This is a genomic window from Candidatus Amarolinea dominans (genome assembly GCF_016704685.1).
Classification (GTDB): domain Bacteria; phylum Chloroflexota; class Anaerolineae; order SSC4; family Amarolineaceae; genus Amarolinea; species Amarolinea dominans.
Map to the genome: position 1 here is coordinate 37,046 of NZ_JADIZS010000014.1, position 25,232 is coordinate 62,277.

The following is a 25,232-nucleotide window of genomic DNA, read 5'->3' on the forward strand; positions in this document are numbered from 1 at the left end:
TTTTCTATGCGCGTTCTTTTGGTGACCAACATGTACCCCTCGCCCCGCCGGCCCCACTTCGGCACCTTTGTGCATGACGAAGTGGAAGCCCTGCGCGGTCTGGGCGTGGAGATGGATGTCCTCTTCGCCGACGGCCAGCGCCACACCTTGAATTACGTGGCCGGCATGGCCGCCGTCTTAGGCCGCAGCCTGGGCCGCCAGCGCTATGACCTGGTGCATGCGCACTACGTCCTGAGCGGGGTGCTGGCGCGCTGTCAGCTCCGCTGGCCGCTGGTGTTGACCCTGCACGGCAGTGAAGTGGCCGTGGGCTGGACGCCGCCCCTCTCGCGCGCGCTGGCGCGTCTGGCTGACTGGGTTATCGTCACCTCCCCGCGGGTCCTCGATGATCTGCACATGAACCTGCCGCACGTGGCGGTCATTCCCTGCGGCATTGATCTCGACTTGTTCACGCCAGGCGAGCAGGCGGCTGCGCGCGCCGCCCTGGGCCTGCCGGCGGAGCGTCAACTGGTGGTCTTCGTCGGCGAGCCGCGGCCGGAGAAGCAGGTACATCTGCTCGAGGGCGCCGTGGCCCGCTTGCAGTCCGCCGGGCAGCCGGTTGACCTGCTCATCGCCAGCGGGCAGCCGCACGAACGGGTGCCGCTCTTCATGCAGGCGGCCGACGTGCTGGGCCTCACCTCCAGCTACGAAGGTTCGCCCATGGTCATCAAGGAGGCGATGGCCTGCAACCTGCCGATCGTCGCCACCGATGTGGGCGACGTGGCGGGGGTGATCCGCGACACGGCCGGCTGCTACCTGGCCGCGCCGACGGTGGAGAGCGTGGCCGACAAACTGGCGTCGGCGCTGGCCTTTGGCGGCCGCACCGACGGTCGCAGCCGCATCCGCCATCTATCGGGCGCGGCGGCCGCTCAGCAGGTGCTCGCGGTTTATCATGAGGTGCTGCGATGATTCACAATGATAGTCGCCCCCGGCGTGTCCTGGTCATCCTGGGTCAGGGCGGGCACACCGCGGAGATTCTGCGCCTGGTGGACATGCTGGCTGCGCACGGGGCGCCGTTCACCTACCAGTATCTGATCACGCGTGAAGACAACGTCTCCGGCCAGCGCATCCGCATCCCCGGCGCCATCTTCTGGGTGAATCGCACGCGCTACAAATCGTATGCCCTCTGGCAGGAGATCTTACGCAGCCTGTTGGCGCTCGTGCAGTCCTTCTTCGTCATCCTGGCCGCGCGACCACATGCGGTCATCACCTCTGGGCCGGCCGTGGCGGTGCCGGTGGCGCTGTGGGCCAGACTGTTCGGCGCGCGCGTGATCTTCATCGAATGCGGCGCGCGCGTCACCCGGCTGTCGTTGACCGGGCGGTTGATGAAGCGCCTGGCGCATCTCTTTTTTGTGCAATGGCCGGAGTTGCTGGACGATTATCCGCAGGCGATTTATGCAGGACGGTTGGTATGATCTTTGTCACCGTGGGCGCGGGCGATTTCAACTCATTGATTCAGGCCATGGATGAACTGGCGCCGACGCTGATAGCGGCCGGCGAACAGGTGCTGCTGCAGATCGGGCATGGCGCGTTCGTACCCCAACATGCGGATCATTTCCGCTTTGCGCCGTCGCTCGAACCGTACTTCGACCAGGCCGACGTGATCGTATCGCACGGCGGCATCGGCGTCGTCACCGAGGTGCTGCGCAAGGGCAAGCGCCTGGTGGGCGTCAGCAATCATGACCGCTACGACGATCATCAGGACGACCTGCTGGCTGCCATGTCCGCCCGCGGCCATCTCGTCTGGTGCCAGGATTTGGCCCGCCTGCCCGAGGCCATCGCCCAGGCGCGCACGGCATCGTTCAACCCCTATCACGAAGAACCGGGCCAGCTCGTAGAGATCATCATGGACTTCATCCTCCATGGTCACCGCCCCGCCCGCGGCTGACACAAATTTTTTGGCCGCGCCCGCAATCAAACATCGGAAGACGTGTTTGACCGATCTCATTACCTGACTATAATCCCTGGCACATGAAACCTGTCATCTGGCGCGCTCAGGCGTCGCGATTCTTGCTGCTTCTGCTCCTGGTCACTGCGGGTATGATCTTCCTGTACGGCCAGATTCCCTATGGCCGCGAGCCGTATGCCTCCTGGGATTTGTACCACTACCGTCAGATCAGCGCGGCCGCGCCGGCCATCACCGATGCCGTGCAGCAGCCCTTCGCCTTTCGTCTGCTCGGTCCCTACCTGGCCGGACTGCTGCCGCTGCCCGACGCCGCGGCCTATTATCTGCTGACCGTGACCGCCGCGCTGGCGCTCGTCGTCCTGACCTACTTCTTCCTGCTGGCCTGGCCGCTCACCCCGCCGGTCGCGCTGCTGGCAACCCTGCTCTTCGTGTTCAACAAGCACCTCTTCGGGTTCAACGTCTGGGACTTCTTTGCCCTCAATGACCTGCTGTCGCTGATTTGCCTGGTCGTTCTTCTGTGGGCGCTGACACGCCTGCGCTGGCCGCTGTTCGCGCTGATCTTCGCCCTGGCCGCGGCCGGCCGTGAAACCGTACTCATCATGCTGCCCGTCACCCTGGCCTTCCTGATCGAGCGCCGGCTCCTGGCTGCGCACGGCCGCGCCTGCGCTCCTGGCGATGCTGCCGGGCCTGGCCGTCTTCCTGGCGCTGCGCCTGCTCGTTGGTCACACCGGCGGCCTCGATCTGCCGGCGCAGTTGGCGCGTGCCGCGCCCAAACTGCTCCTCCCGGAAACCTGGCTGCGGCTCCTGGGCAACGCGTTCTTGCCTGTCAGCCTGCTCCCCCTGGTCTTCTGGCGCAGCACCCTGGCCTTCTTCCGCGGCCAGCGCTACCTGCTCCTCTACCTGGCGCTGATCCTGGTCAGCACCTTTTTCGGCTTCGACAACGAGCGCCTGATGGCCCCGGCCTTCATCGTCGTCTATCTGCTCATCGCTGTCTTGATCGAAACCCACCTGGCCGCTCCGGTTGGCCTGCGCTGGCTGCTGGCAGGCGCCGGTTTTGCGGCCAGTTTTCAGCACCTCATCGGGCGCTTCCCGCTGCCCTCGCCGTGGCTCACCTACGCGCTCTCCCTGGGCGCAATGCTCTGCGTCACCCTGGCGGCCCTGTGGACCCTGCGCCGGTCGCCGCATCTGACCCCCGCCACCCTCGCCCTGCATGTGCCCGGACTCAACCGGTAGGTGATACAACCGTTGGACGCTGGCGTACTTGCCCATCTGCTCCGATCCAAAGGCCTCTGGCATGTGCCGCGGCGCTTTGCCCTGCTGCTGGCGCGTCTGGGGCCAACCCCGGCCCGCTTCACCGCCGCGCTCGACGCGATCGTCGAGGTCCTGGCGCGGCACGGCGCGCCGGCCAGCTTTCCAACCACGGCCGTGGCCCTGGCGCGGCACCCGTTGCCTCTGCAGCGCCTGGCCGCGTTGGGGATCGAAGTGGCTGTCCACAGTTACCATCACGTGGATCTGAGCCAGCGGTCACCGGCCAGCCAGCGCGATCAGGTGATCAGAGCGCGCCAGGCCTTCGCACAGCATCACGTGCCGGCCGTCGGCTTCCGGGCGCCCTATCTGCGCTGGAATCATGATCTGCTGCGCCTGCTGTTTTCCCAGGGCTTCACCTACGACAGCAGCACCTGCGCCCTGTGGCCCGTCTTGTCGCCAGAACAGCTCGCAGCGCCGGTCATCCAGACCATACTCGATTTCTATCGCCCGCTGGATGCCGGCCGCGCGCCGGTTCTGCCCTATCTGCTGCCCGAAGGATTGGTGGAAATTCCCGTCTCGCTGCCCGATGACGAGATGCTGGTGGATCGGCTGGGTTTGGCCGCGGCCGACATGGCAGCCATCTGGCGCGCCATGTTGACGGCCAGCCATCAGGCCGGTGAACTGCTGGTGTTGCAACTGCACCCCGAACGCGGACGCGGGGGTGCGCCGGCGCTGGACGCCGTGCTGACCGCCGCGCGGGCCTTACAGCCGGCCGTTTGGATCACCACCCTGGCCGAGGTGGCAGAATGGTGGAAGATTCGCCCGCAGTGCCAGATTCACCTGCAGGGCCAGGGCGACGGTCGCTGGGAGGTCAGCATGAACGCGCCCGTCGCGGCGCGGGTGCTGGCGCAAGGGCCTTTGATCGTTGAAACCGTCGCGGGCAACATCCACGCTGCGCCGCTGACTTCCCGCTGGCCGCACGTCACGGACGTGACCGCGGAATCGTTCGTCGTACGCAGCGATTTGCGCCCATTTATCGGCCTGGCCCCTGGCAGCGCGCAGGAACTGCTGGGCTTCTTGCGCCAGCAGGGCTATGTCGTGGAGATCAGCCCGGAACGGGCGCTCTACCCGGTTTACTTCGACTGGGAAACCTTCGACCTGGCGACGCAGGCGCGGACGGCCGTGCAGAGGGTGGAGGCGCCAGATGTGCCGTTGCTGCGCTTCAGCCGCTGGCCGGACGCAGCCCGCAGTGCGCTGGTGGTCAGCGGAGATATTGATTCACTGACGTTTTGGGACTATTTGTGGCGCCTGTCCGAAAGCTGACAGGGGCCGGCGCGGCCGCAGCGGGCTGCTCGTGGGAGTAAGGGGTTTGACATTCATCATGACCGGGCAGCCCGAACGGGCGGCCTGGCAGCGCTTCGTGGCCGGCCATCCCGACGGCAACATCTTTCACACCCCGGCCTTCGACGATGTGGCGGCGGGTACAGAGGGCTGGGCCTCGCGACCGTTGGCCGCGGTGGACCGTGCCAGCGGCGAACTCATGGCCCTGTGGCCTGCCGTCCACACCACGGTGTTGGGCGGCCTCCTGCGGCCGCTGACCACGCGCGCGGTGCTTTTTGGCGGCATGTTGGTTGCACCTGAACCTGCGGGGCAAGACGCCCTGGACGCCTTGCTGGCGGTGGTCAACCGCCGGGCCTGGGGGCGCTCCCTCTTCACCGAGCTGCGACATCAGGCGGATGTGATGGCCTGGCAGGCGCGGCTGGAGGCGGCCCATTTTCGCTGGGAGCCGCACCTGAACTTCCTGATTGACCTGCGGCAGTCGGAAGAGGCGCTGTGGAACGGACTGAGCAGCAGCGCGCGGCGCAATGTGCGCACCGCGCAGAAAAAAGGCGTCAGCGCGTTGACGGTCAGCGACCAGGCGGGGGTCGAGACATTCTACGGCCTGCTGCGCAAGGTGTATGGACATGCTGGCGTGTATCTGACCGATCTTTCGCTCTTTCGGCGGGCGTTCGAGGTGCTCGGCCCGTTGGGTCAGTTCCAGATTGTGCTGGCGATGGCTGACGGTGTCGCCATCGGTGGGCGGGCATCATTGCTTTACAAGGGCCGTCTGCTCGATTGGTATGCCGGCGCCGACCGTGAGGCTGCGCGCCTCTACCCGAACGATTTTCTGGTCTGGCATCTCCTGCAATGGGGTCACGCGCAGGGGTTCAGCGTTTTTGATTTTGGCGGCGCCGGGCATCCCGATAAGCCGTATGGCGTGCGTGATTTCAAGGAACGCTTCGGCGGTCAGTTGGTGAATTATGGACGCAGTGTCAAGATTCATGCGCCCTGGTACGGTCTGGCGGTCAAGGCCTATGAGATTTATCGGAAATGGATCATCCAAGTATGACACAGGCAAGCAGCCACGATGCGCCCCTGCCGGCGCCATTCATTCACCCCACGGCCCAGGTGTCGCCCCAGGCCACCCTGGGCGCAGGCACCACCGTGTGGAACTGGGTGCAGATACGTGAGGGCGCGCGGCTGGGCGAGCAGTGCATCATCGCCAAAGGGGCCTATATTGACTACGGCGTGCAGATCGGCAGCCGCGTCAAGATTCAGAACCAGGTGTCAGTCTATCACGGCGTCACCCTGGAAGATGGCGTTTTTGTGGGGCCGCATGTCTGCTTCACCAACGACCGCCTGCCGCGGGCCATCAACGCGGATGGGACGTTGAAACGTGACAGCGACTGGGCCGTGACACCGACCCTGGTGCGCAGCGGGGCTTCGCTGGGCGCCAACAGCGTCATCTTGCCGGGCGTTACCGTGGGGCGCTGGGCGCTGGTCGGCGCCGGCGCGGTCGTCACCCATGACGTGCCCGATCATGGGCTGGTGCTGGGCAATCCGGCCCGCCTGGTCGGCTATGTTTGCCACTGCGCCAACCGTCTGACCGTCGCCAATTCCGTCGGGGTGTGCCCGGCGTGCGGCCGGGAAATTGAACTCCCCGATTGGCAGGAGAATCTATGCTGAAAGTTGCCGTCGTAGGGGTGGGCGCCATGGGGCGCAATCACGCGCGTATCTTTGCCGAAATGCCGCAAACTCACCTGGCGGCCGTGGCCGATCTCGATGCCGAAGCGGCGGCGCAGGTAGCGCGGACGTACAAGGCGGAGGCTTACGCCGACTTCGAAGAGATGTTGACCATCGAACGACCTGATGTCGTGTCGGTGGCAGTGCCCACGCGCCTGCATCGGCCGGTGGCCGTGGCCGCGTTGGAGGCCGGTAGCCATGTGTTCGTGGAAAAGCCGCTGGCGCTCTCGGTCACTGATGGCCAGGCGATTTTGGATGCCGCGCGTCGCACCGGCCGCAAGCTGGCGGTGGGCCACATCGAACGCTTCAACCCGGCCGTCGTCGAGCTGAAGCGCCTGTTGGACGAAGGACAACTGGGCCGCATGTTTCAGTTGCGTTCGCGGCGCGTCGGCCCCTTCCCACCGCGCGTAGAAGATGTGGGCGTGGTGTTCGATCTGGCGACGCATGAAGTCAACATCCTGGAGTATCTGACCCAGGCCCGCATCACATCGCTGTATGCGGAAACGCAGCGCGAGATTCACGCCGCGCATGAAGACCTGCTGTCCGGTGTCCTGAAATTCAGTAATGGCGCGGTCGGTGTTTTAGACATCAACTGGCTGACGCCCAAGAAGTTCCGTGAGCTGACCATCATCGGGGAGCGCGGCATGTTTGTCGTCAACTACCTGACGCAGGAGCTGCAATTTTTCGAGAACAGCAGCGCCAGTAACGGCCAGTGGGAAGGGTTGACCGCCCTGATGGGGGTGAGCGAAGGTCGTGTGGTGAAATATGAGTTGAAGCGCAAGGAGCCGCTGCGTGCCGAACTTGAGGCGTTCATCAGCGCCGTGGTCGAAGATCATACGCCGCTGATTGATGGCGCTGAGGGCTTGCGCGCGGTCCTGCTGGCCGAGAAAATCATCGAATCAGGCCGCACGCACCAGATCATCCGATTGACCTGACAACGCGTGATCCCCTAACCCGGAATTTTGATTTGCCAAAGGTTTTGGGCTGTGTTAAGATTGCCCGGTTCTTGGCGCCTTCCTCGCAGCGACGCGTTGGAGGGTGATTTTTTGTTTACGGGATTTTATCTCTGGCCCTACATGATACGGGTCATAGTCGTCTTGGTGAACAAAATGTCATCATCCCCCGGCCTGTTGTTCATCTAAATCTCATCTGTCTGTCATAGAATAGCGGCAGACAAAGAAGTTTTCAGCTAAAAATTCGCATTCCAACCTGGAGTCAAACAACGCTTGTCTGCAGCCCAGATAGATCATGAATATCACCCTGACTGGCTCAACACCGTCGCCCTGGGGCAATACCTGGATACGGTAGAACGTCAGTTTATCTTGTCAACCCTGGCACGTGATCCCTCCGTGCATCGTCTCGTGGATTTATCGGGCGGTTCAGGGCGCATCGCCATTCCCCTGGTGCAGCACGGCTTCGATGTGACGGTGACTGATGTCTCGATCATCCCGCTGCGCCGCTTACGTCAAAAAGATCGCTCGATTCGAGCGGAGTTGGTAGACCCTGCCGCGTCCATGCTTCCCCTGGCCGACGCCAGTGTGGACGCCGCTCTTTGCATCCAGGTTCCTTTCTACGTGGAAGATGGTCGTAACTGGTTCTTTCGTGAAGTACACCGGATTATTCGCCCTGGAGGTTGGCTGATTATGACCTCCACCAACCGCCTGTCGTACAAAGGATGGCTCCGGCGCCTGTTACTCGTTCTAGGGCGTATGGAACCACAGTCGTGGCACCGCTTCGAATATGTCTCGACACCCGTTGACCTGGAGACACGGCTGCACACGGCAGGCTTTACGGTTGAGCGCCATCTCGGCTACAACTGGGCGCCGACGCTCCGGTTTTCGGATACCGGACTGTTACCGGTGTACGCAGCCATCGAACGACTCGTGGGCCTGGATCGCATGCCGGCGCTCAGCCCCTGGGTCATCACCAGTGCTCGTCGCACAACGCTTGACGCCTGACCGCCCACGGGCGCAAGCGAGAGGTAAAAAATACATGGACGGTATGCTTCGCTTGAAAAAACCATTGTTGCCCACCGCTGGCTGCCGTTCTCCCAGACTGCACGCGGGAGTGATTTAACATGACACAGCGTACGTTGACTCAATGGGCTTTGGCCCTGATTTGTTTGGCCGCGCTCTTGCTGGCCCCGACGGCCGGCGCCACCACGGCCCAGGATGCGCCCGTCCCTGCGGGTACACCTGAGGGAGCGCCGCCGGCCGCGCCTGGCCTGCCGGCCACGCGTCCTGGCATCTATTTCAAGGACGATGCATCGTTCTGGTACGGCACGGCCGATACCAACCGTTACCACCTGGACGGCACCGTGATGAACTGGTCGTGGGCTTACCTGGAGTCTGGCTATGGCAGCTATCGCCCTGACCGCGTCAACGCGCTTGTAAGTCAATCAGCGGCCAAAGGCAAGAAGGGCGCCTTTGCTATCAGCCCTTACGGCGGCGGCCGCTCGTATGAAACGGGCGTGCGCGATCTGCCTGTCTACATGTGGGACACAGCGAGCTATCCGGTTTCGGACGTAGATCAGTACACGTTCGAGATTTGTAAGTTTTCTGGCCCGGCCTGTGCGGACCCGGGCGCGGATCACCGGCGCTTGCCCATGTACTGGCGCCCAGCCTTCCTGCAGCGTTACCAGGCACTCGCGCAATACTACGGCGATCGTTACATCAACGATACGCGGCTTGAGTTCATCGCCATGGGCTTTGGCACCTACGGCGAAGGGCACATGGTCAACTCAAGCGAAGACAAATACATTATGGAACTGGCCATGCATGCCGATGGCATCACCAATTATTCGGGCGCCTGGCGTGATTACACGGCGGAGGTTGTAGATGCCTTCTACGATGCCTTTAGCGTGTACGATGCCGGCCAGGGGCGTCGGGTGCTAAAGAAGCAACTGCTGGTGCAGATCGCTTCCTTCACCTACCAGGTCAGCGAGCGCCGCGACATAGGTGATTATGCCGCCAGTTTGGGCATCGGCATCTCACTCAACGGCCTGACCCCCGACTTTAATTTTGCTGAAGTCGGCGACGGCCTGTCCGGCTGTCAGAACTGCGGCATGTACGATGTGCTCAACCTGCACTACAACCAGGTGCCGACGGTCTTCGAGACCTATTGGTACATGCTGCAAAGCCCGCGTTCGTTTTACTGGGGCTTGCTGAGCGGACTGGACAAGCACGCGTACTATCTGCGCCTGGATCAGTCGCTCTTTGTAGAAGACAATTCGAATCCTTACCCCGCCCCGCCCCCCAACAATGATCGCACCGAGTACCTTAACATCATCCAGCGCTGGCGGCCCTACGTAGGCGCCAACCTGGGCAATACCCCAAGCGTGTGGGTAGTGATGCGCGACCACCGCAACCCCATCTACTACGACTACGCGTTCGAGGAATCGTCGTTCTTCCCGCAGTTGGGCAACTTCGAGTTCTGGCTCTATCAGAATGACAACGTCCTCGGTGGCCGCACCGTGCCGGAGTCCAACGACCCGTACATCAGTTCGGACCCGGCCATCAACCCGGCGGCCGGCTGGTCAACGAACTGCGGGGGCATTCCTTGTTTTTCCACGTCGTATGTCTACGGCCTGGGCAACTGCGGTGCGCCGGCCGGCGCCGGCCCTGCCTACTGCAATACCAACGCCTATAACACCAACCTGCCCAGCGGCATGGAAGGCTGGGTGGCGCGGCGCACCGATCAGGAGTCCGGCAACCCGTACATGTGGTTCCGCGTGCATCCCGACTACATTACGGTGGGCAAAAACACGGTTGACATCAAGGTGACGTACGCCGACATCGGCACCGACACCTGGGCGCTTGACTATGAGGCCATTGGCGGCGTCATGCGCGCGGCCACACCCACCGGTGCGGGCAACGCCTATGTGACCAAGACCAACAGCCGCACCTGGAAGACGGCGACCTTCCATATCACCGATGCGCGCATGGGCAAGGGCCTGCGCGCGGACGATGGCAGCCTGGCTGAAAGCGATTTTCGCATCAACTCCCGCGGCGACGGCAACGACTGGGTTCACCTGGTGGATGTCAAGCTGCTGCTGCACGAGATCGAACCGACTCCATCGCCCACGCCCACGGCTACCCGGACACCGACCGTCACCCCCACCTTGACGCCAACGCCGACGCGGACTCCCATCCCTACCCACACACCAACCAAAACCCCGACGCCAACGATTACGCCGACGGCGACGCCGAGCGTAGGCTCGATCCAGGGCGTGGTGTTCGAGGACTTGAACCAGAACTGGACGCTCGATCCCGGTGAGCAGTCCCTGGCCGGCGCCATCATCACGCTGCGTCGTGGCAGCACCGACCTCAGCCATGTCACAACCGGGACCAATGGCGCGTATTCATTCACAACCTTGACGCCCGGCCAATACCAGGTGATCGAGACCGACCCCATTGGCTACACCTCCACCAGCCCCAACAGTTGGCTGCTGGTGGTGCAGGCGGGGGTGGTGCTCACGCAAAACTTCGGTGACACACCCAAGGCACATCTGCAGGGTCTGGTATTCCTGGATGTCAATCGTAACAGTCAGCCGGACGCGGGTGAGCCAGGGCTGCAGGGCGCTGACATTCGGCTGTATCGTGATGCCAATCAAAACGGCCAACTGGACGCTGCCGACGTTCAACTGGCAACCGTAGCCAGCAATAGCAGCGGTTATTATCAGTTCATGTCACTCGACCCCGGCGCTTACCTGGTGCAGGAAGCGATCGTGCCCGGCGGCTATGCGATGATCGGTAATGCGGTCAGCGCGTTTAACATTGCGAATACAGAAACAGTCACGGCCCATTTTGCCCATGCGCGCTTTTTACAGTGGTACCTCCCGGTGATAGGTCGCTGAGCATGGCAGGAGCAGGCTGGCGCAAGTCGGGCTGGCCACGGCCGCCCGGTTTCTCTGCCGTTGGCGTCGTCCTGTGCGTGTTGGCGGTGCTGATGGTCACCGGGGCGCACGCCGCTGGGGGAACACCCACGGCTGAGCGCTTACTCACCCCGGTGCCCACGGTGGACATCAGCCAGGCGCCAGAGGTCTTCTGCGGTAGCAGCCTGCGGGCCGACACACGCGGGCAGCCGTCCAACGTGGCGACCTACGCCTGCCGCAGCGACTGGAACGAAAGCGGGCCGGAAGCGGTTTTCCAATTTCATTTCCTGGAGCCGCAAGCGGTGACCATCAGCCTGGCGTCGCTCGTGCCGGCGGTTGACCTGGATCTCTTCCTGCTGGCTTCGACTGATCCGGCCACGTGCCTGGCGGCTGGCGACAACAGCTTACAACTGCTGAATCTGCCAGCCGGACAGGATTACGTGCTGGTGGTGGACGGGTATCAGGGCAGCGCAGGGGCATTCAACCTGGCGATTCAGTGCCCAATTGGCCCCCAGGCCACGGCCACCCCCACACCAACCGGCACACCGACGCCAACCGCCACCCGCACGCCAACCGCGACGGCAACCGCGACCCCGACGATGACCCCCACGCCGACACCTGGCCCCCGGCGCCTCCCCCTGGTGGGATGGCGCATGGCGCCGACGCCCACGCCGCCGGTGCAGACGCTGGTGTTGCAGATGGGGCTGAATGGATTCAGCGACCAGCAAGACACGACGCTGGACAGTTGGAACCCAACAACGGCGCAGGGCAGCGCAGCCATGTTGCTGGCGCGCTGGAACCGCAGCGCCCAAGTGGATGAGAAGACACCGCTCCTGCGCTTTGGTCTGGCGCCCCTGCCCACCACGGCCCAGGTGGTGTCGGTCAGCCTGGCAGTTTACGTCGTGGAGCGCAGCCTGCCGACTGACCTGGTTTTGCAGGCCTACGGCCTGCAGCGAGCCTGGTCAGAAGCGACGGCGACCTGGGAACAGGCCACGGCATCCACCCGCTGGGCGGCGCCGGGCGCCAATGACCCCGGACAGGATCGTGATTACGGCCCGACCGCCGCAACGCCCATCAATGCGGTTGGTCGCTGGTATTCTGTAGATGTGACGCACGTGCTGCGGCGTTGGCAAGTCAACCGTCAGACCAACTACGGCCTGACTCTGAAAGCCACTGCCGGCAGCGAAAATGCAAATGTAGAGTTTGCCATGGCCAGCGCCCAATTCGCCGTGGCCGCCCAGCGGCCCAAATTGACGATACACTATTGGGTGCCGGCGTTCTAAAGATGTTCACAAGGAGGGGTATTCCATGATCGGGGGAGGCATTCGAAGAAGGGGGAGCCAACGTATCGGCTGGCTGGAACTGCTCGATCTGACGGATGATGAGCAGGCCGCACAGCGGAGGCGGGTGCAGAAGATGATGAACAAACGGGTCTATCTGGCCATCAAGCGTACCTTTGACATTGTCGTGGCGTCGCTTTTGTTGATCCTTTTGTCGCCGTTGTTTCTCATCATTGCGCTGGCTGTCAAGCTGGACTCGCCCGGGCCGATGATTTTTGTCAGCCCGCGCGCCGGCAAGAACGGAAAATCATTTTCTTTCTTCAAGTTCCGTTCGATGTACAATGGCGTCAATCATCTGGCCGCGCACCAGGAGTTCGTCAAGCAATACCTGAATGGCGACACTGAGAACGGCGCCAGCGACCACAACGGCCAGCACATCTTCAAGCCAGCTATCATCAAACAGGGCGTTACGCCGGTTGGACGCATTCTGCGCAAGACCAGCCTGGACGAGCTGCCGCAACTGATCAACGTTCTGCGCGGCGAGATGTCCCTGGTGGGGCCGCGGCCGCCGATGCCCTACGAACTAGCCTACTACAAAGAGTGGCACATGCGCCGCCTTGACGTGACTCCCGGGCTGACCAGCCTGGCGCAAGTCAACGGTCGCAGCAGCCTGCCCTTCGATCGCAGCGCCAGCCTGGACATCGAGTACATCGAAAACCGTACCTTCTGGCTCGATCTGCGGATTCTCTTGGCCACTGTTCCAGTCATCCTGACGATGCGGGACGCCGGCTAAGCCTGCGCGGCCGGTAGATACTTTCACGGGAACTCCCACAGAGCCGATGATCCGTCGTCTCGTCGCGCCATCTGCTTCAGCGCGCCAACCACAGGGAGACTTGCCCATGATCGTACTCGTGACTGGCGGCACCGGCTTTCTCGGTCAACACACCGCACGCAGACTTCTGGCCCAGGGGCACCAGGTGTACCTGCTCGGTCGCGACTTCGCCACAGCGACCGACCTGCTGACGCAAGGGGCCGTGCCGGTTGTGGCTGATTTGCGCACCGCCGCGGCAGTCAGCGCCGCCTGCGCCGGGGTGGATGCGGTCATTCACGCCGGCGCCCTGTCTGCAGCCTGGGGGCAACCGGCCGCTTTCCACGCCATCAATGTCGGCGGCACCGAGGCGGTCATTGCCGCTTGCCAGCAGCACGGTGTCAGCCGCCTGATCTACGTCTCTTCGCCGAGCGTCATCTTCGACGGCCGCAGCCATGTCAATGCAACCGAAGAGGCGCCCTTTCCCCGCCGCTTTCAATCGGTCTACGCGCTGACGAAAAAACTGGGTGAGGATCGCGTGCGTGCGGCGGCACAAGAGGGCCTGCCCACGGTCATCATCCGCCCCAAGGCCATCTTTGGCCCTGGCGATCGCTCCCTGCTGCCCAACCTGGTTGCGGTGGCGCGGCGCGGGCGCCTGCCTCAGATCGGTCACGGGCACAACCTGGTTGACCTGACCTACGTAGAAAACGTGGCGCACGCGCTGACGCTGGCGCTGCAGGCCCCGACCGCGATTGGCCGCACCTATCACATCACCAACGATGAGCATCTCCTGCTCTGGGATGTCATCCGCTATGTGCTGTCGCGGCTTGGCCTGCGCTTGCGCCGGCGCTCGCTGCCGCTGCCGCTGGTGCGGTTGGCGGCCGCGTTGATGGAAACGCAGGCCCGATTCAGTGGCCGCGACCCGCTGCTGACGCGCTACACCGCGGGCATTCTGGCCTGTACGCAGACCTACGACATCCGCGCGGCCCGGCAGGACCTGGGGTACCGCCCGCTGGTCTCCGTGGCCGCGGGCATCGAAGAGACGCTGCGTCATATGTAGCCGGGGGACGCCGTGACCGAACCACTCGCTTGCTTCATTCTCGATACCGGCCATTGCCTGGCCTCTGAGCACCACCTCATCGAGGGTGGAGCGCGCCAGCAAATGGCCTGCCATTCCCTCGTCGCGCTGCTGCGCCATCCGCAGCACGGCTGGTTTCTGTGGGACGCCGGTTATGCCCCGGCCATGCTGGAGGCGACGCGGCGTTTCCCCTATCTGCTCTACCGCCTGGCCACGCCGCTGCGCCTGCGACCGGAGCTGGCTGTTGCGGCACAGCTTCCCCGCTTCGGCCTCGCCCCCGCGGACATCGGTCAGGTCATCATCTCGCACTTTCACGCCGATCACATCGCCGGCCTGCGCGACTTTGCCGCGGCGCGCTTCGTCGCCCTGACCGAAGCCTATCAGGCCGTGGCCCCACTGAGCGGATTGGCTGCCCTGCGCCGGGCCTTCATTCCAGCCCTCTTGCCGGCCGATTTTGCCCGCCGCGTTCACCTACTGCCCGCGTTCAATGGCCCACCGCTGGCGGGTCTCGGCCCCACCTACGATCTGTTCAACGACGGCAGTGCCCTGTTGGTGCGCCTGCCTGGTCATGCCCGCGGCCAGGTTGGCCTGCTGGCGCACACCACCCGCGGCCGCCTCTTCTTCGTGGCCGACAGTTGCTGGCTGACGCGTTCCATTGTCGAGCGGCGTCCGCCATCCTCCTTTGTGAACTTCATTGCCGATGACCCTCGCAGCCTGCGTGATACCATCAACCGCCTGCACGGCTTCACCGCAGCCAACCCCGACATCCAAATCGTGCCCAGCCACTGCCCGGATGCGCTGGCACGCCTGTTGGAACTCTGAACGCCTTCATCCTTCATCCTTCATCCTTCATCATTCATCCTTCTGCCCTCCGCCCTTTATGCGCCCGCTCCTGTCCGTGTTACAATAACAGAGGAGGCGGCTGATATGACGCAACGACATTGGATCGAACCTTCGGTGGTCACGGCGCCTGCGGCGCTGCGCACGGCCGTTGGCGGGCACCCGTTGGTGGCCGACATCCTGACGCGCCGGGGGCTGGCCGACCCCGCGGCGGCCGTTGCCTTTTTGGATTGGCAGCGCTATGTCCCCGCGCCGCCGGAAGACCTGCCTGGCGTGACGCCAGCCGCTGATCTGCTCTGGCAGGCCATCCGACAGCGCAAACGCCTGGCCGTATGGGGCGACTTCGACGTGGATGGGCAAACGGCCACAACCCTCCTGGTAGACGCCTTGCGCGAGCTGGGCGCGCAGCCGCTCTATGTCATTCCTCATCGTTTGAACGACGGTCATGGCATCAAGCTGCCAACGCTGGAGAAGCTGCTGGCCCAGGGCGTTGATCTCCTGCTGACCTGCGATACCGGTGTGGCGGAGCATGAGGCCATCGCCCTGGCACGGGCGCGTGGGGTCCAGGTCATTGTCACCGATCATCATGACCTGCCGCCCGACCTGCCGCGCGTCGAAGCCCTGGTTGAGCCAAAGCTGCTGGCAAGGGCACATCCGCTGCGCGAACTGCCCGGCGTCGGCGTGGCCTTCATCCTCATGCAGGCGCTCTACAGCCGCGCAGGACGTCCCGGCGCTGAGGCACGCCTGCTAGACCTGGTCGCGCTGGGGATCGTGGCTGACGTGGCGCGGCAGGTAGGCGATACGCGCTACTTGCTGCAGCGCGGCCTGCTGCAACTGCGCCAATCGCCGCGCCTCGGCCTGCAGGCGCTCATGGCGCAGGCCAATCTCGACCCCCTGCGCGTGGATGCCGAGACAATCGGCTTTCAGCTTGGCCCGCGGCTCAACGCGCTGGGCCGTCTTGCGGACGCCACCCAGGCTGTTGAACTGCTGACCACCACGGATGCGACCACGGCGCGCATCCTGGCTGCTCAACTGGAAGGGCTGAACAACGAACGCAAGCTGCTGTGCGATCAAGTGGAAGCGGCCGCGCAGGAGATGTTGGCGCGCGAGCCGTCGCTGTTGGATGGGCAGGTGCTGGTTCTGTTGAATCCGCACTGGCACCCCGGCGTGCTTGGTATCGTCGCCAACCGCCTGGCCGAGCAGTACCGGCGCCCGGCGCTGCTGTTGACGCAGGCTCCGGATGGGCTGGCGCGTGGCTCGGCGCGCTCGGTGCCCGGCGTTGACCTGGGCGCGACGATTGCCGCCAATGCACACCTGATCGAACGTTTCGGCGGCCATGCTGGCGCGGCCGGCTTGACCGTGCGACCGGAGCGCGTGCCTGAGCTGCGTCGGGCGCTGTCGAACACCATCGCCACCATGCGCACCACACCGGAAGATGCTTACGCGCTGGCGCTCGATGCCGTTCTGCCACTGCAGGATTTGTCCCTGCCACTGGTGCAAGAATTGAATCGCCTGGCGCCCTTTGGCGAAGGCAATCCGCCGGTCACGCTGGCCACCTTCGAGGTGACAGTGAAGGGACATCGCCTGATCGGCCGCAACCGTCGCCATCGCAAGCTGACGATTGCCGACGCGCAAGGCCATATGCAGGATGTGGTATGGTGGGGAGGGGCGGACGCCGACCTGCCGGAAGGCACGCTGGATGTAGCCTACACCCTGGCGCAGAACGAATACCGGGGCGATACCACCTTGCAACTGGTCATGCGCGCCGTGCGCCTGCGCCGGCCCGCTGCCGTGGAGGTGACGGCTGCGCCTGCCGCGATACCGATTACCGATCTGCGCGGGCTGCCTGATCCGTTGGCTGAGGTGCGCCGCCTGTTGAACAGCGGCGAACCCTGGCAGATTTGGGGCGAGGGTCATGTGGCGCTGGAGGGGCCGGTGCGCGACCGACGCAGTTTGGACGCCGGTCGGCCGTTGATCATCTGGAGCGCGCCGCCGGGCCGGGCCGAATTGGAGCGAGTGCTGGAGCGCGTGGCGCCCCCGCAACTCGCGTTGGTCAATCTGGCAACGGCCGAGGACCGGCTGGAACTGTTCTTACGCAACTTGCTCGGCATGGCCAAGTATGCCATCGCCCGACGCGGGGGCGAACTGCACGTGCCGGCGGTGGCAGCCGGCCTGGGTCAACGGGAACTGGCCGTGCGCCGCGGCCTGGCCTGGCTTGAACTGTTTGGACGCCTGCAGGTGGTGAGCTGGCAGACCGGCGACCGGGTCCGCCTGGCTCCGGCCATGGAAGCTGTGGAAGCTGTGGAAGCTGTGAAGGCTGTGGATCGCAGCCTGTCCACGGACGGAGCAGCACAGGAAACCACACGCACCATTGCGCAGGCCGAACTGCAGGCCCTGCTGGCGGAGGCGGCCGCATTTCGGGCTTTTTGCCGGCGTGCCCCCATCGAAGCCTGGATGGGCGAGCGACCAGGGTAGGGCCGTCAACGGGATGTGTCGCACCGGCGAACTCAGTTTGCCAGCGCAGTACACATCAAGACAGTCATGATCAAACACACGACAAGCATAGTAAACATGATGTGAACCTCCGTAACGGTCGGGTCGTTCATCGGCACACGGGACACGATGATCTCTGTGACAAACAGCGCCAAATCGTACTGACGGGCTGATTATGACAGATCATCCGCGTCACAACCGCACAGGACTTTGTCAGACAGCCCGCAGTCACCTGACAGGTTGCCTCCATGAACACGCACCTCTGATCTGCCGGGAGTTTTCCGGGGACAGGGTGACCTTCAGGGTCTTCGTCTCCTCAATAAACTGATGGTGAACAGGTATGATGAATTGGATTCCAGACCTTCTCACTGCAAGTCGTCTTCTGTTGGCGGCCCTCATCGTTGCGCTAGGTGTGGCGCGGGGGCGGGATGCTGTCGCGATGGCGCTCATCCTGGCCATGGTCGCGTGGATCAGCGACAATCTGGATGGCTTCATGGCCCGACGCATTCCCAACCGCCAGCCATCCTGGCTGGGGCGTCACGAGTTTGCGGTGGATGTGGTGTTTACCTGGGCCACGCTGGCTTTCATCCTGCTGGCGGGGTTCCTGCCGTGGTGGCTTGGCATTGCTTACACCTTGCTGGCGCTGATCGTGGCGGCCCTGGTACAGCGCAAGCCCATCACCATCATTTTCCTGCGCGTCATTGACGTGACTGCGGTGCTGTTAGTTCTGTGGTTTTACCGGGAGTTGGGGCTGCTGCTGATTGCCTTCTTGCTCACGCTGGCTGCCGTGCAGTGGCCGCGACTATCGCGCGACAGCGTCACCTGGGCCAGAACGGTGTGGGGGCTGGTGAGGGACTTCTTGCGTGGGCGTAATTCGGTGCCGTAGCCGTAGCCCTTGTCAGAGCAGCAGTTCAGCCATGACGCGCAAGCCCTCGATGGTCAGGGTGGCGATGTTGAGTGTGGTGATGGGGCTGTTGCGCCAAAGCTCCAGGCGCTCGGCGATGCGTTCTTTTGGCCCGCACAGCGCCACATCATCCACCAGATCATCCGGCACCGCGGCCATGGCTTCCCATTTCTTGCCCGCCAGATACAGGTCCTGAATCTGATTGGCCGCGTCGGTGTAGCCGTAGCGGCAGGCCAGGTCGTGATAGAAGTTCTTGCCCTTCGCACCCATGCCGCCGATGTACAGCGCCAGGAACGGCTTGACCAGGTTGCGCGCGTTGTTCACATCCTTGCCGACCGATACCGGCACCGAAGGGGCAATGTCAAAGTTCGCCAGGCTCTTGCCTCCGCCCGCTTTGGCAAAGCCGGCTTCGATCTGAGGTTGGTAGGTCTGCGCGTAATGGCGCGGTGAGAAGAAGATGGGCAACCAGCCATCGGCAATTTCAGCCGCCATCTCGACATTCTTGGGGCCGATGGCCGCCAGGTAGATGGGCAGATCCGGCCGGCCATGCAGGATGCTCTTCAACGGCTTGCCCAGCCCGGTGGCGTCCGCGCCCAGGTAGGGAATCTGGTAGAATTCGCCGTCATGTACCAGCGGCGCCTCACGCCTGAAGATGTCACGTACAATGCTGACATACTCGCGTGTCTTGCCCAGTGGCTTGCCGTAGGCCAGGCCGTGCCAGCCCTCGACGACCTGCGGGCCGGAAAGCCCCAGGCCGAGCAGAAAGCGTCCGCTGCTCAGTTGGTCGAGCGTCATCGCGGTCATCGCCGTGTTGGCGGGGGTGCGGGCCGGCATCTGCATGATGGCCGTGCCCAGGTGAATCTGGCGGGTCAGCGCGCCCAGCCAGGCCAGGGGCGTGACAGCATCGGAGCCGTAGGACTCCGCCGTCCACACCACGTAGGCGCCCAAGCGGTCGGCCTCCTGAATCATTTCCAGCGGGAGTTCGATCTTGGCGCCGGAGTAACCGACATTCAGTCCGAGTCGGAGTGATGGCATGTGATTTCCTCGCAATCCAGGTATGGGCACACGGTCATCATAACACGACGCGCGGCCTGCGGTCAAAAAAAACCAGGCGAAAGACCCGAGCTACTTCCCGCCCTTCTCGAATTTACGAATCTTCTCCCACAGCGGCGAATTGTCCAGGTCTTCCATGGCCCGGCGCAGTTCGATGATCTGATCGCGCAGTTGCGCGGCCTTCTCGAACTCCAGCGACTGTGCGGCGGTCTTCATCTCCTTTTCCAACTGCTTGATGATGCGCGCCGCTTCATCTTTGGGCAGCGCGGCCAGAGACAGCGCCCTGGTCGGCGCGCCATCCTCACCGCCCACCTGGTAGACCGGCCGTGCTTCGGCCACCATCCTGGCGCCGGCCACGCGCTGCGTCAGGTCACGCACTGACTTGCTAATGCTGCGCGGCTCGATACCGTGCGCCTTGTTGTGCGCGATTTGAATGTCACGGCGCCGGCTTGTCTCATCCATCGCCCTCTGCATCGAATTGGTCACCCGGTCAGCGTAGAAGATGGCCGTGCCGTTGATATGGCGCGCCGCGCGCCCCACCGTCTGGATGAGCGCCGATTCCGAGCGCAGGAAGCCTTCTTTGTCCGCGTCCAGCACCGCCACCAGGGAAACCTCCGGCAGGTCGAGTCCTTCACGCAGCAGGTTGATGCCAACCACCACATCATGCACGCCCAGGCGCAGGTCACGCAGAATCTCGATCCGCTCCAGGGTGTCAATGTCCGAGTGCAGGTAGTGTACCTTGACGTTGACCTCGCGTAGATACTCAGCCAGGTCCTCGGCCATGCGCTTGGTCAAGGTAGTGACCAGGACGCGCTCGCCCCGCGCGGTGCGCAGGCGAATCTCCCGGATCAAATCGTCAATCTGCCCCTTGGTCGGCCGCACGATGACCTGCGGGTCCACCAGACCGGTGGGGCGGATGATCTGCTCGACGATCTGGCTGGAATGGCTGCGTTCGTACGGGCCAGGCGTGGCGCTGGTGTAGATCGCCTGCTTGAGCAACGACTCGAACTCCTCGAAGGTCAGCGGGCGATTGTCGAGCGCGCTGGGCAGGCGGAAGCCGTACTGCACCAGCACCTCCTTGCGGCTGCGGTCGCTGCGGTACATGCCGGCAATCTGCGGGATCGTCATGTGGCTCTCATCCGCCACCAGCAGCCAATCGGCCGGGAAGTAATCGAGCAGGGTCCAGGGACGCGCGCCGGCCGGACGCCGGGCCAGGGGCCGGCTGTAATTTTCGATGCCGGAACAAAAGCCCACCTCGCGCATCATCTCCAGGTCATAGCGGGTGCGCTGCTCCAGGCGCTGCGCTTCCAGCAGCTTATCCTCGGCCCGGAACTGTTTGAGTTGGGCTTCCAACTCTGCTTCGATCTCCTGCATCGCCTCCACCAGCTTGTCTTGCGGCGTGATGAAGTGCTTGGCCGGGTAGATGTCCACGGACTGATGCTCTTGCAGCACCTCACCGGTCAACGCGTCCACCTCGGTGATGCGCTCGATCTGATCGCCCCAGAACTCGATGCGATAAGCCTGCTCGCCATACGCCGGCAGGACTTCCAACGTATCGCCGCGCACCCGGAACTTGCCGCGCTGCAGCGTGCCATCGTTACGGTCGTAATAGATGCTGACCAACTCGCGCAGCACCGTGTCGCGGCGAATGGTGTTGCCCATGCGCAAATTGACCACTGCGCGACCGTAATCCTCCGGACTGCCCAGACCGTAGATGGCCGACACCGAAGCCACGATCACGACATCGCGGCGACTCAGCAGGGCCGAGGTCGCGGCCAGGCGCAGGCGGTCAATCTCCTCGTTGATTTGGGAGTCTTTCTCGATGTAGGTGTCGGTTTTGGGCGCGTAGGCTTCGGGTTGGTAGTAATCGTAGTAAGAGACGAAGTACTCGACCGCATTCTGCGGCAGCAGTTCTTTCAACTCGCTGTAGAGCTGCGCGGCCAGCGTCTTGTTGTGCGCCATGATCAGGGCGGGCCGCTGCACCTGTTCGATCACCCAGGCCATCACGGCCGTCTTGCCCGTACCCGTCGCGCCCAGCAGCGTCTGGTGCTGAAAGCCCTCGCGCAGCCCCTTCACCAATTGCTCGATAGCCTTCGGCTGATCGCCGGTCGGTTGGAAATCAGAGACGACTTTGAAATCAGGCATAGTCCCCACCAATCAGAGTGCAGAGTGCAGAGTGCAGAGTGCAGAGTGAGCGCAGAGTGCAGAGTGCAGAGTGCAAAGCGCAGAGTGCAGAGTGCAGAATGCAGAGTGCAGAGTGCAGAGCGAACACTTGTTTTGTTGGGATGTATTATAGCGCAAGGGCAGAAGCTGTCCAAGTACACGGACAAAGCGCAATACGGCAGAGGCAGGCCGATTTTCGATTTTCGATTTTCGATCTCCGGTCTCGCACACGAATCTCCGGTCTCGCACACGAATCTCCGGTCTCGCACACGAATCTCCGGTCTCGCACACGAATCTCCGGTCTCGCACACGAATCTCCGGTCTCGCACACGAATCTCCGGTCTCGCACACGAATCTCCGGTCTCGCACACGAATCTCCAATCTCTGATCTCCGTTCTCCGTTCAGCTTTCCACCGGCCCCAGCAGCAGCCGATTGATCAGATAGCGTTGCGCGGCAAGGAAAATGACGACGACCGGCAGGCTCATCATGAGTGCCAACGCCGCCAGGTTGGCCCACGAATCGAGGTAAGACGACTGGACCATACCCGAGATCGCCATCGCCAGTGTCACGTTTTGCGCTTTGTCCACGAAGAGCCAGCCCATGGCGAACTCCGAATAGCCAATCAGGAAGGCGATCAGCCCGGCGACGGCGATGGCTGGCAAAGCCAACGGCAGGGTGATGCGCCAGAACGTAACCCACGGCGAGGCGCCGTCCAGGAAGGCCGATTCCTCCAGCTCGAGCGCGACCGCCTGAAACGCGGCGCGCATGTTCCAGATACAAAACGGCATGGCGAACGACGTGTAGACCAGGGTCAGCCCAAAGAGGGTCGTGCGGATGCCCAGGGCTGAAAGAAGCAGGTAGAGCGGCACCATCAGCGCAACCGGGGGCAGCAGCACACCCAGCAGCAGCCCGAACAACCCCAGCCGCCGGCCAGGGAAGCGATAGCGGGCGAACGCATACGCCATGCTGGCGCCCAAAGCGACCGATAGCAGCGCCGCGCCGGCCGACACGATCAGGCTGTTACGCAGCAGCGCCAGGAATGGCATGCCCTGCGCCGGCTTCTCCCACATCCGCACAAACACGTCCATCGTGAACTGTTCCGGCCATACCCGGAAGGTGGTCGGCCAGCCTTTGACGCCCCCATCGAACGCCAGGTAAATGATTCCCCACAGCGGGATCAGTACGAACAGGCCAATCAGGGTCAGGCCCGCCTGGTAACGCACCTGCTGCCACCAGGTCAGTCTATACATAGGTCACCTCTTCCGTCGCTGCGCCGCGCGTCAGTCGGGCCAGCCACAAGATCAGCCCAAGCAGCACCAGAACCGTGAAAATGTTGATCGCGGCCGAGACGGCAAACTGGCCGCCGAAATTGCCGGTGGGTGCGAACAGGTAGTAGGATGCCGTGGCCAGCGTGATGGTGGGCGGCTCCACGCGCATCGTGTAGAACAGGTAGAACTGGTTGAAGGCGAAGATGCCGCGCACGAAGAGCGCGGGGGCCAGCAACGGCCGCATCAGGGGCCAGGTAATCCAACGGAAGCGCTGCCAGCCCACGGCGCCGTCAATCGCGCCCGCATCGTAGACCTCGTCTGGCGTCAGCTTCAAGGAGGCCGTGGCGGCCAGCATGATCAAGGGGAAGCCATACCAGGTGGCGGCCACGAGCAACTGCACCAGGGTCGCGTCCGGGCCTGCGACAGATTGGGCGCGCAGCGCGTCTGCGGGAATAGCCTGCGCCAGCGCCAGCCAGCCGAAGCCCGGCTCAAGGATGCGCAGCCAGATGAGCGCGCCGATGAACTCGGGGATGGCCCAGGGCAGGATGAAAATCGTCTGCCAGAAATTACGCCAACGCACGCCGCGCCGATGAAGCATCAACGCGGCCGCCACCCCCAACACGGCCTGCAGCGACATGGACAGAACCACCCACAGGAGGTTGAAGGCCAGCAGGTCGGGCGCAGCGCCTCCCAGGAGTTGACCCAGCACCGTGGGGCCGGCCCAATGGACTTCCTTTGTCCGAGTCATGCTGTCGAAGAGGGCCACCGTTACCGGTTGCGCCTGCCCTGTCAGTCCTTGCCACACCGCCCGCCACACCCCACCCTGAATCCCATCCCGGATCGAGATGGCGTTGAAGTCGGTCAACGCCACGGCCGCCTGGTAGATCAGTGGAAAGAGCGCAAGCAGGCTCAGCGCGATGATCCCCGGCACGAGCCAGGGCAAGGCGCGCCTTGAATCGCGCCGGGCAATGCGCTGGTCTCCCGCCGTGCGCAGCGCCGGGCCGTCCGGCGCCCTGCGGCGCTGCAGTGAACGCAGTAGCGGCTCCCAGAGCGCGCCCTGCATGCCCAGTCCAGCCGCCAACGAGAGCGGCGCCGTGATCGTCAGGATGTACTGCGGCCACTTCGTCGGCCAGATCAGCAGGAAACCCAACCCGATGGCCAGCCACAACGCGCAGACCCGGTATTCCCGCCACAGCCGGCCCAGCCCCAGGCCCGCCAGAACCGTGATGAAGATGTCCAGCATGACAACGAAGACACCTGGATGCCAGGGTACCGGTCCCAGCAAATAGACCAACGGCTGCCAGAAGGGAAAGTTGAACTGACGCACGTGGGCGCTCTGCGCGTAATCGCCGTGGTACAGCAACGATTGCGCCAGGCGCCCGAACGGGTCCGACCACAGGCGTGGGTTGGTTGCAAAAAAGATGGCAATCGCAATCAGGCCCCACGGGAGCAGATCGAAGATGACAGCACGCAGATGGTGATTGGGCGCGCCTGCATCGTCACGCGGCGTCCTGGCAGCGAGCGCAAGCCAAACGGCATCGGCCACGATCGCAAGTCCCACGATGCAGTACGTATACTTCGACGAGGCTGTCAAGCCCAATGCCATCGCCGATAGAATTGACCAGCCGGTGGCAGCCGGAATTCTGCCGGAGCTGCGGCTACGGCGAAATTTGACATAAAACAGCACGGTCAGCAGGCTGGTCAGCGCCGGCAACGGTTCCAGCATCACCTGGCTGGTGTACTTGATCGTCCACGTATGGACGGCGAGCAACAGCCCGGCCAACGGCTGCAGGATCGCCAGCGCCAGCACCTCCAGCGTGCCCATCACGGCCGACACCGTGCGGGCAATCCGAAAATGGGGCTGTGGCAGGGACTTGGCTGGCGGCAGGGTCGAGGACTGCTCAGGTAAGAGCGGCGCCGGCGGCAGCGGCAGAATCGCCACACCGTAAACCAACTTGGTCAGCGGGGGGTGTTCATAGTTGTAGGCATAATCCACCAGACCCTGCACATCACCCGTTGCCATGAACTGGGCATAGCGTTGGGCTGCGCCGAGGTAGTCATCCTCGTCGTAGTCAATGGGGAGCAATTGCGTCGCGCGCAGCCGCAGCCCAAGAGCCACGGCGCCAATCAGCAGCACGGCCAGGATGGTAGCAAGCTGGCGCCAGGTGGTCAGCGATTGTCGGTTCATCATGTCCTCTTGAGGTCAAGCCATCCCACG

The 25,232-nt window shown here is 63.5% G+C and carries 21 protein-coding genes; 16 read left to right on the forward strand and 5 right to left on the reverse strand.

Annotated features, from left to right (window positions below):
• Nucleotides 1–6 precede the first annotated feature (6 nt).
• Genes IPF85_RS10230 through pssE form a run of 3 tightly spaced genes read left to right on the forward strand, consistent with a single transcriptional unit; the run spans nt 7 to nt 1,924 of the window.
• The gene (locus IPF85_RS10230; protein WP_343407983.1) at nt 7–945 is read left to right on the forward strand and encodes a glycosyltransferase; all 939 of its coding nucleotides are present in this window, start codon (nt 7–9) and stop codon (nt 943–945) included.
• The gene (gene pssD, locus IPF85_RS10235; protein WP_343407984.1) at nt 942–1,451 is read left to right on the forward strand and encodes a PssD/Cps14F family polysaccharide biosynthesis glycosyltransferase; all 510 of its coding nucleotides are present in this window, start codon (nt 942–944) and stop codon (nt 1,449–1,451) included. The genes IPF85_RS10230 and pssD overlap by 4 nt, the downstream gene beginning before the upstream one ends.
• On the forward strand, nt 1,448–1,924 hold the full coding sequence (pssE, locus tag IPF85_RS10240; RefSeq protein WP_343407985.1) for a PssE/Cps14G family polysaccharide biosynthesis glycosyltransferase: 477 nt from the start codon (nt 1,448–1,450) through the stop codon (nt 1,922–1,924). Before pssD ends, pssE begins: the two co-directional genes overlap by 4 nt.
• A 59-nt stretch (nt 1,925–1,983) precedes the next feature.
• Here the strand turns inward: pssE and IPF85_RS10245 are convergent, their stop codons facing one another.
• Nucleotides 1,984–2,595 (reverse strand): hypothetical protein, encoded by a 612-nt coding sequence (locus tag IPF85_RS10245; RefSeq protein WP_343407986.1) that lies wholly within the window; start codon nt 2,593–2,595, stop codon nt 1,984–1,986.
• Nucleotides 2,596–2,617: 22 nt separating this feature from the next.
• Between IPF85_RS10245 and IPF85_RS10250 the strand changes: the two genes are divergently transcribed.
• From IPF85_RS10250 to IPF85_RS10310, 13 genes are all read left to right on the forward strand, one after another.
• Nucleotides 2,618–3,175 carry a hypothetical protein gene (locus tag IPF85_RS10250; RefSeq protein WP_343407987.1) on the forward strand — a complete coding sequence of 186 codons (558 nt, stop codon included), beginning with the start codon at nt 2,618–2,620 and terminating at the stop codon, nt 3,173–3,175.
• 12 nt (nt 3,176–3,187) lie between these two features.
• Complete coding sequence (locus IPF85_RS10255; protein WP_343407988.1) at nt 3,188–4,513, forward strand: polysaccharide deacetylase family protein; 1,326 nt, start codon at nt 3,188–3,190, stop codon at nt 4,511–4,513.
• A 46-nt stretch (nt 4,514–4,559) separates the two neighbouring features.
• A complete protein-coding gene (locus tag IPF85_RS10260) occupies nt 4,560–5,579 on the forward strand; it encodes a GNAT family N-acetyltransferase (protein WP_343407989.1) in 1,020 nt (339 codons plus the stop codon).
• Nucleotides 5,561–6,196, forward strand: a complete 636-nt coding sequence (locus tag IPF85_RS10265; protein WP_343407990.1) for an acyltransferase — start codon at nt 5,561–5,563, stop codon at nt 6,194–6,196. Before IPF85_RS10260 ends, IPF85_RS10265 begins: the two co-directional genes overlap by 19 nt.
• On the forward strand, nt 6,190–7,188 hold the full coding sequence (locus tag IPF85_RS10270) for a Gfo/Idh/MocA family oxidoreductase (protein WP_343407991.1): 999 nt from the start codon (nt 6,190–6,192) through the stop codon (nt 7,186–7,188). Before IPF85_RS10265 ends, IPF85_RS10270 begins: the two co-directional genes overlap by 7 nt.
• Nucleotides 7,189–7,479: 291 nt before the next feature.
• Nucleotides 7,480–8,211: a class I SAM-dependent methyltransferase gene (locus IPF85_RS10275; protein ID WP_343407992.1), complete on the forward strand. Its 732-nt coding sequence runs from the start codon at nt 7,480–7,482 to the stop codon at nt 8,209–8,211.
• A 119-nt stretch (nt 8,212–8,330) separates the two neighbouring features.
• Nucleotides 8,331–11,108, forward strand: a complete 2,778-nt coding sequence (locus tag IPF85_RS10280; protein ID WP_343407993.1) for an SdrD B-like domain-containing protein — start codon at nt 8,331–8,333, stop codon at nt 11,106–11,108.
• Between the two features lie 2 nt (nt 11,109–11,110).
• Nucleotides 11,111–12,409: a DNRLRE domain-containing protein gene (locus IPF85_RS10285; RefSeq protein ID WP_343407994.1), complete on the forward strand. Its 1,299-nt coding sequence runs from the start codon at nt 11,111–11,113 to the stop codon at nt 12,407–12,409.
• A 25-nt stretch (nt 12,410–12,434) separates the two neighbouring features.
• Nucleotides 12,435–13,199, forward strand: a complete 765-nt coding sequence (locus IPF85_RS10290; RefSeq protein ID WP_343407995.1) for a sugar transferase — start codon at nt 12,435–12,437, stop codon at nt 13,197–13,199.
• 106 nt (nt 13,200–13,305) lie between these two features.
• Nucleotides 13,306–14,274, forward strand: coding sequence for an NAD-dependent epimerase/dehydratase family protein (locus IPF85_RS10295; protein WP_343407996.1), 969 nt, complete (start codon nt 13,306–13,308; stop codon nt 14,272–14,274).
• A gap of 12 nt (nt 14,275–14,286) precedes the next feature.
• Nucleotides 14,287–15,114 (forward strand): MBL fold metallo-hydrolase, encoded by an 828-nt coding sequence (locus IPF85_RS10300; RefSeq protein ID WP_343407997.1) that lies wholly within the window; start codon nt 14,287–14,289, stop codon nt 15,112–15,114.
• Nucleotides 15,115–15,219: 105 nt separating this feature from the next.
• Nucleotides 15,220–17,607 (forward strand): single-stranded-DNA-specific exonuclease RecJ, encoded by a 2,388-nt coding sequence (gene recJ / locus IPF85_RS10305; RefSeq protein WP_343407998.1) that lies wholly within the window; start codon nt 15,220–15,222, stop codon nt 17,605–17,607.
• A gap of 358 nt (nt 17,608–17,965) precedes the next feature.
• Complete coding sequence (locus IPF85_RS10310; RefSeq protein ID WP_343407999.1) at nt 17,966–18,511, forward strand: hypothetical protein; 546 nt, start codon at nt 17,966–17,968, stop codon at nt 18,509–18,511.
• A 12-nt stretch (nt 18,512–18,523) separates the two neighbouring features.
• Here the strand turns inward: IPF85_RS10310 and IPF85_RS10315 are convergent, their stop codons facing one another.
• From IPF85_RS10315 to IPF85_RS10330, 4 genes are all read right to left on the reverse strand, one after another.
• Nucleotides 18,524–19,564 carry an LLM class F420-dependent oxidoreductase gene (locus tag IPF85_RS10315; RefSeq protein WP_343408000.1) on the reverse strand — a complete coding sequence of 347 codons (1,041 nt, stop codon included), beginning with the start codon at nt 19,562–19,564 and terminating at the stop codon, nt 18,524–18,526.
• A gap of 90 nt (nt 19,565–19,654) precedes the next feature.
• The gene (gene uvrB, locus IPF85_RS10320; RefSeq protein ID WP_343408001.1) at nt 19,655–21,727 is read right to left on the reverse strand and encodes an excinuclease ABC subunit UvrB; all 2,073 of its coding nucleotides are present in this window, start codon (nt 21,725–21,727) and stop codon (nt 19,655–19,657) included.
• A 420-nt stretch (nt 21,728–22,147) separates the two neighbouring features.
• The gene (locus IPF85_RS10325; protein WP_343408002.1) at nt 22,148–22,996 is read right to left on the reverse strand and encodes a carbohydrate ABC transporter permease; all 849 of its coding nucleotides are present in this window, start codon (nt 22,994–22,996) and stop codon (nt 22,148–22,150) included.
• Nucleotides 22,989–25,202: an ABC transporter permease subunit gene (locus tag IPF85_RS10330; protein ID WP_343408003.1), complete on the reverse strand. Its 2,214-nt coding sequence runs from the start codon at nt 25,200–25,202 to the stop codon at nt 22,989–22,991. The genes IPF85_RS10325 and IPF85_RS10330 overlap by 8 nt, the downstream gene beginning before the upstream one ends.
• Between the last annotated feature and the right edge of the window lie 30 nt (nt 25,203–25,232).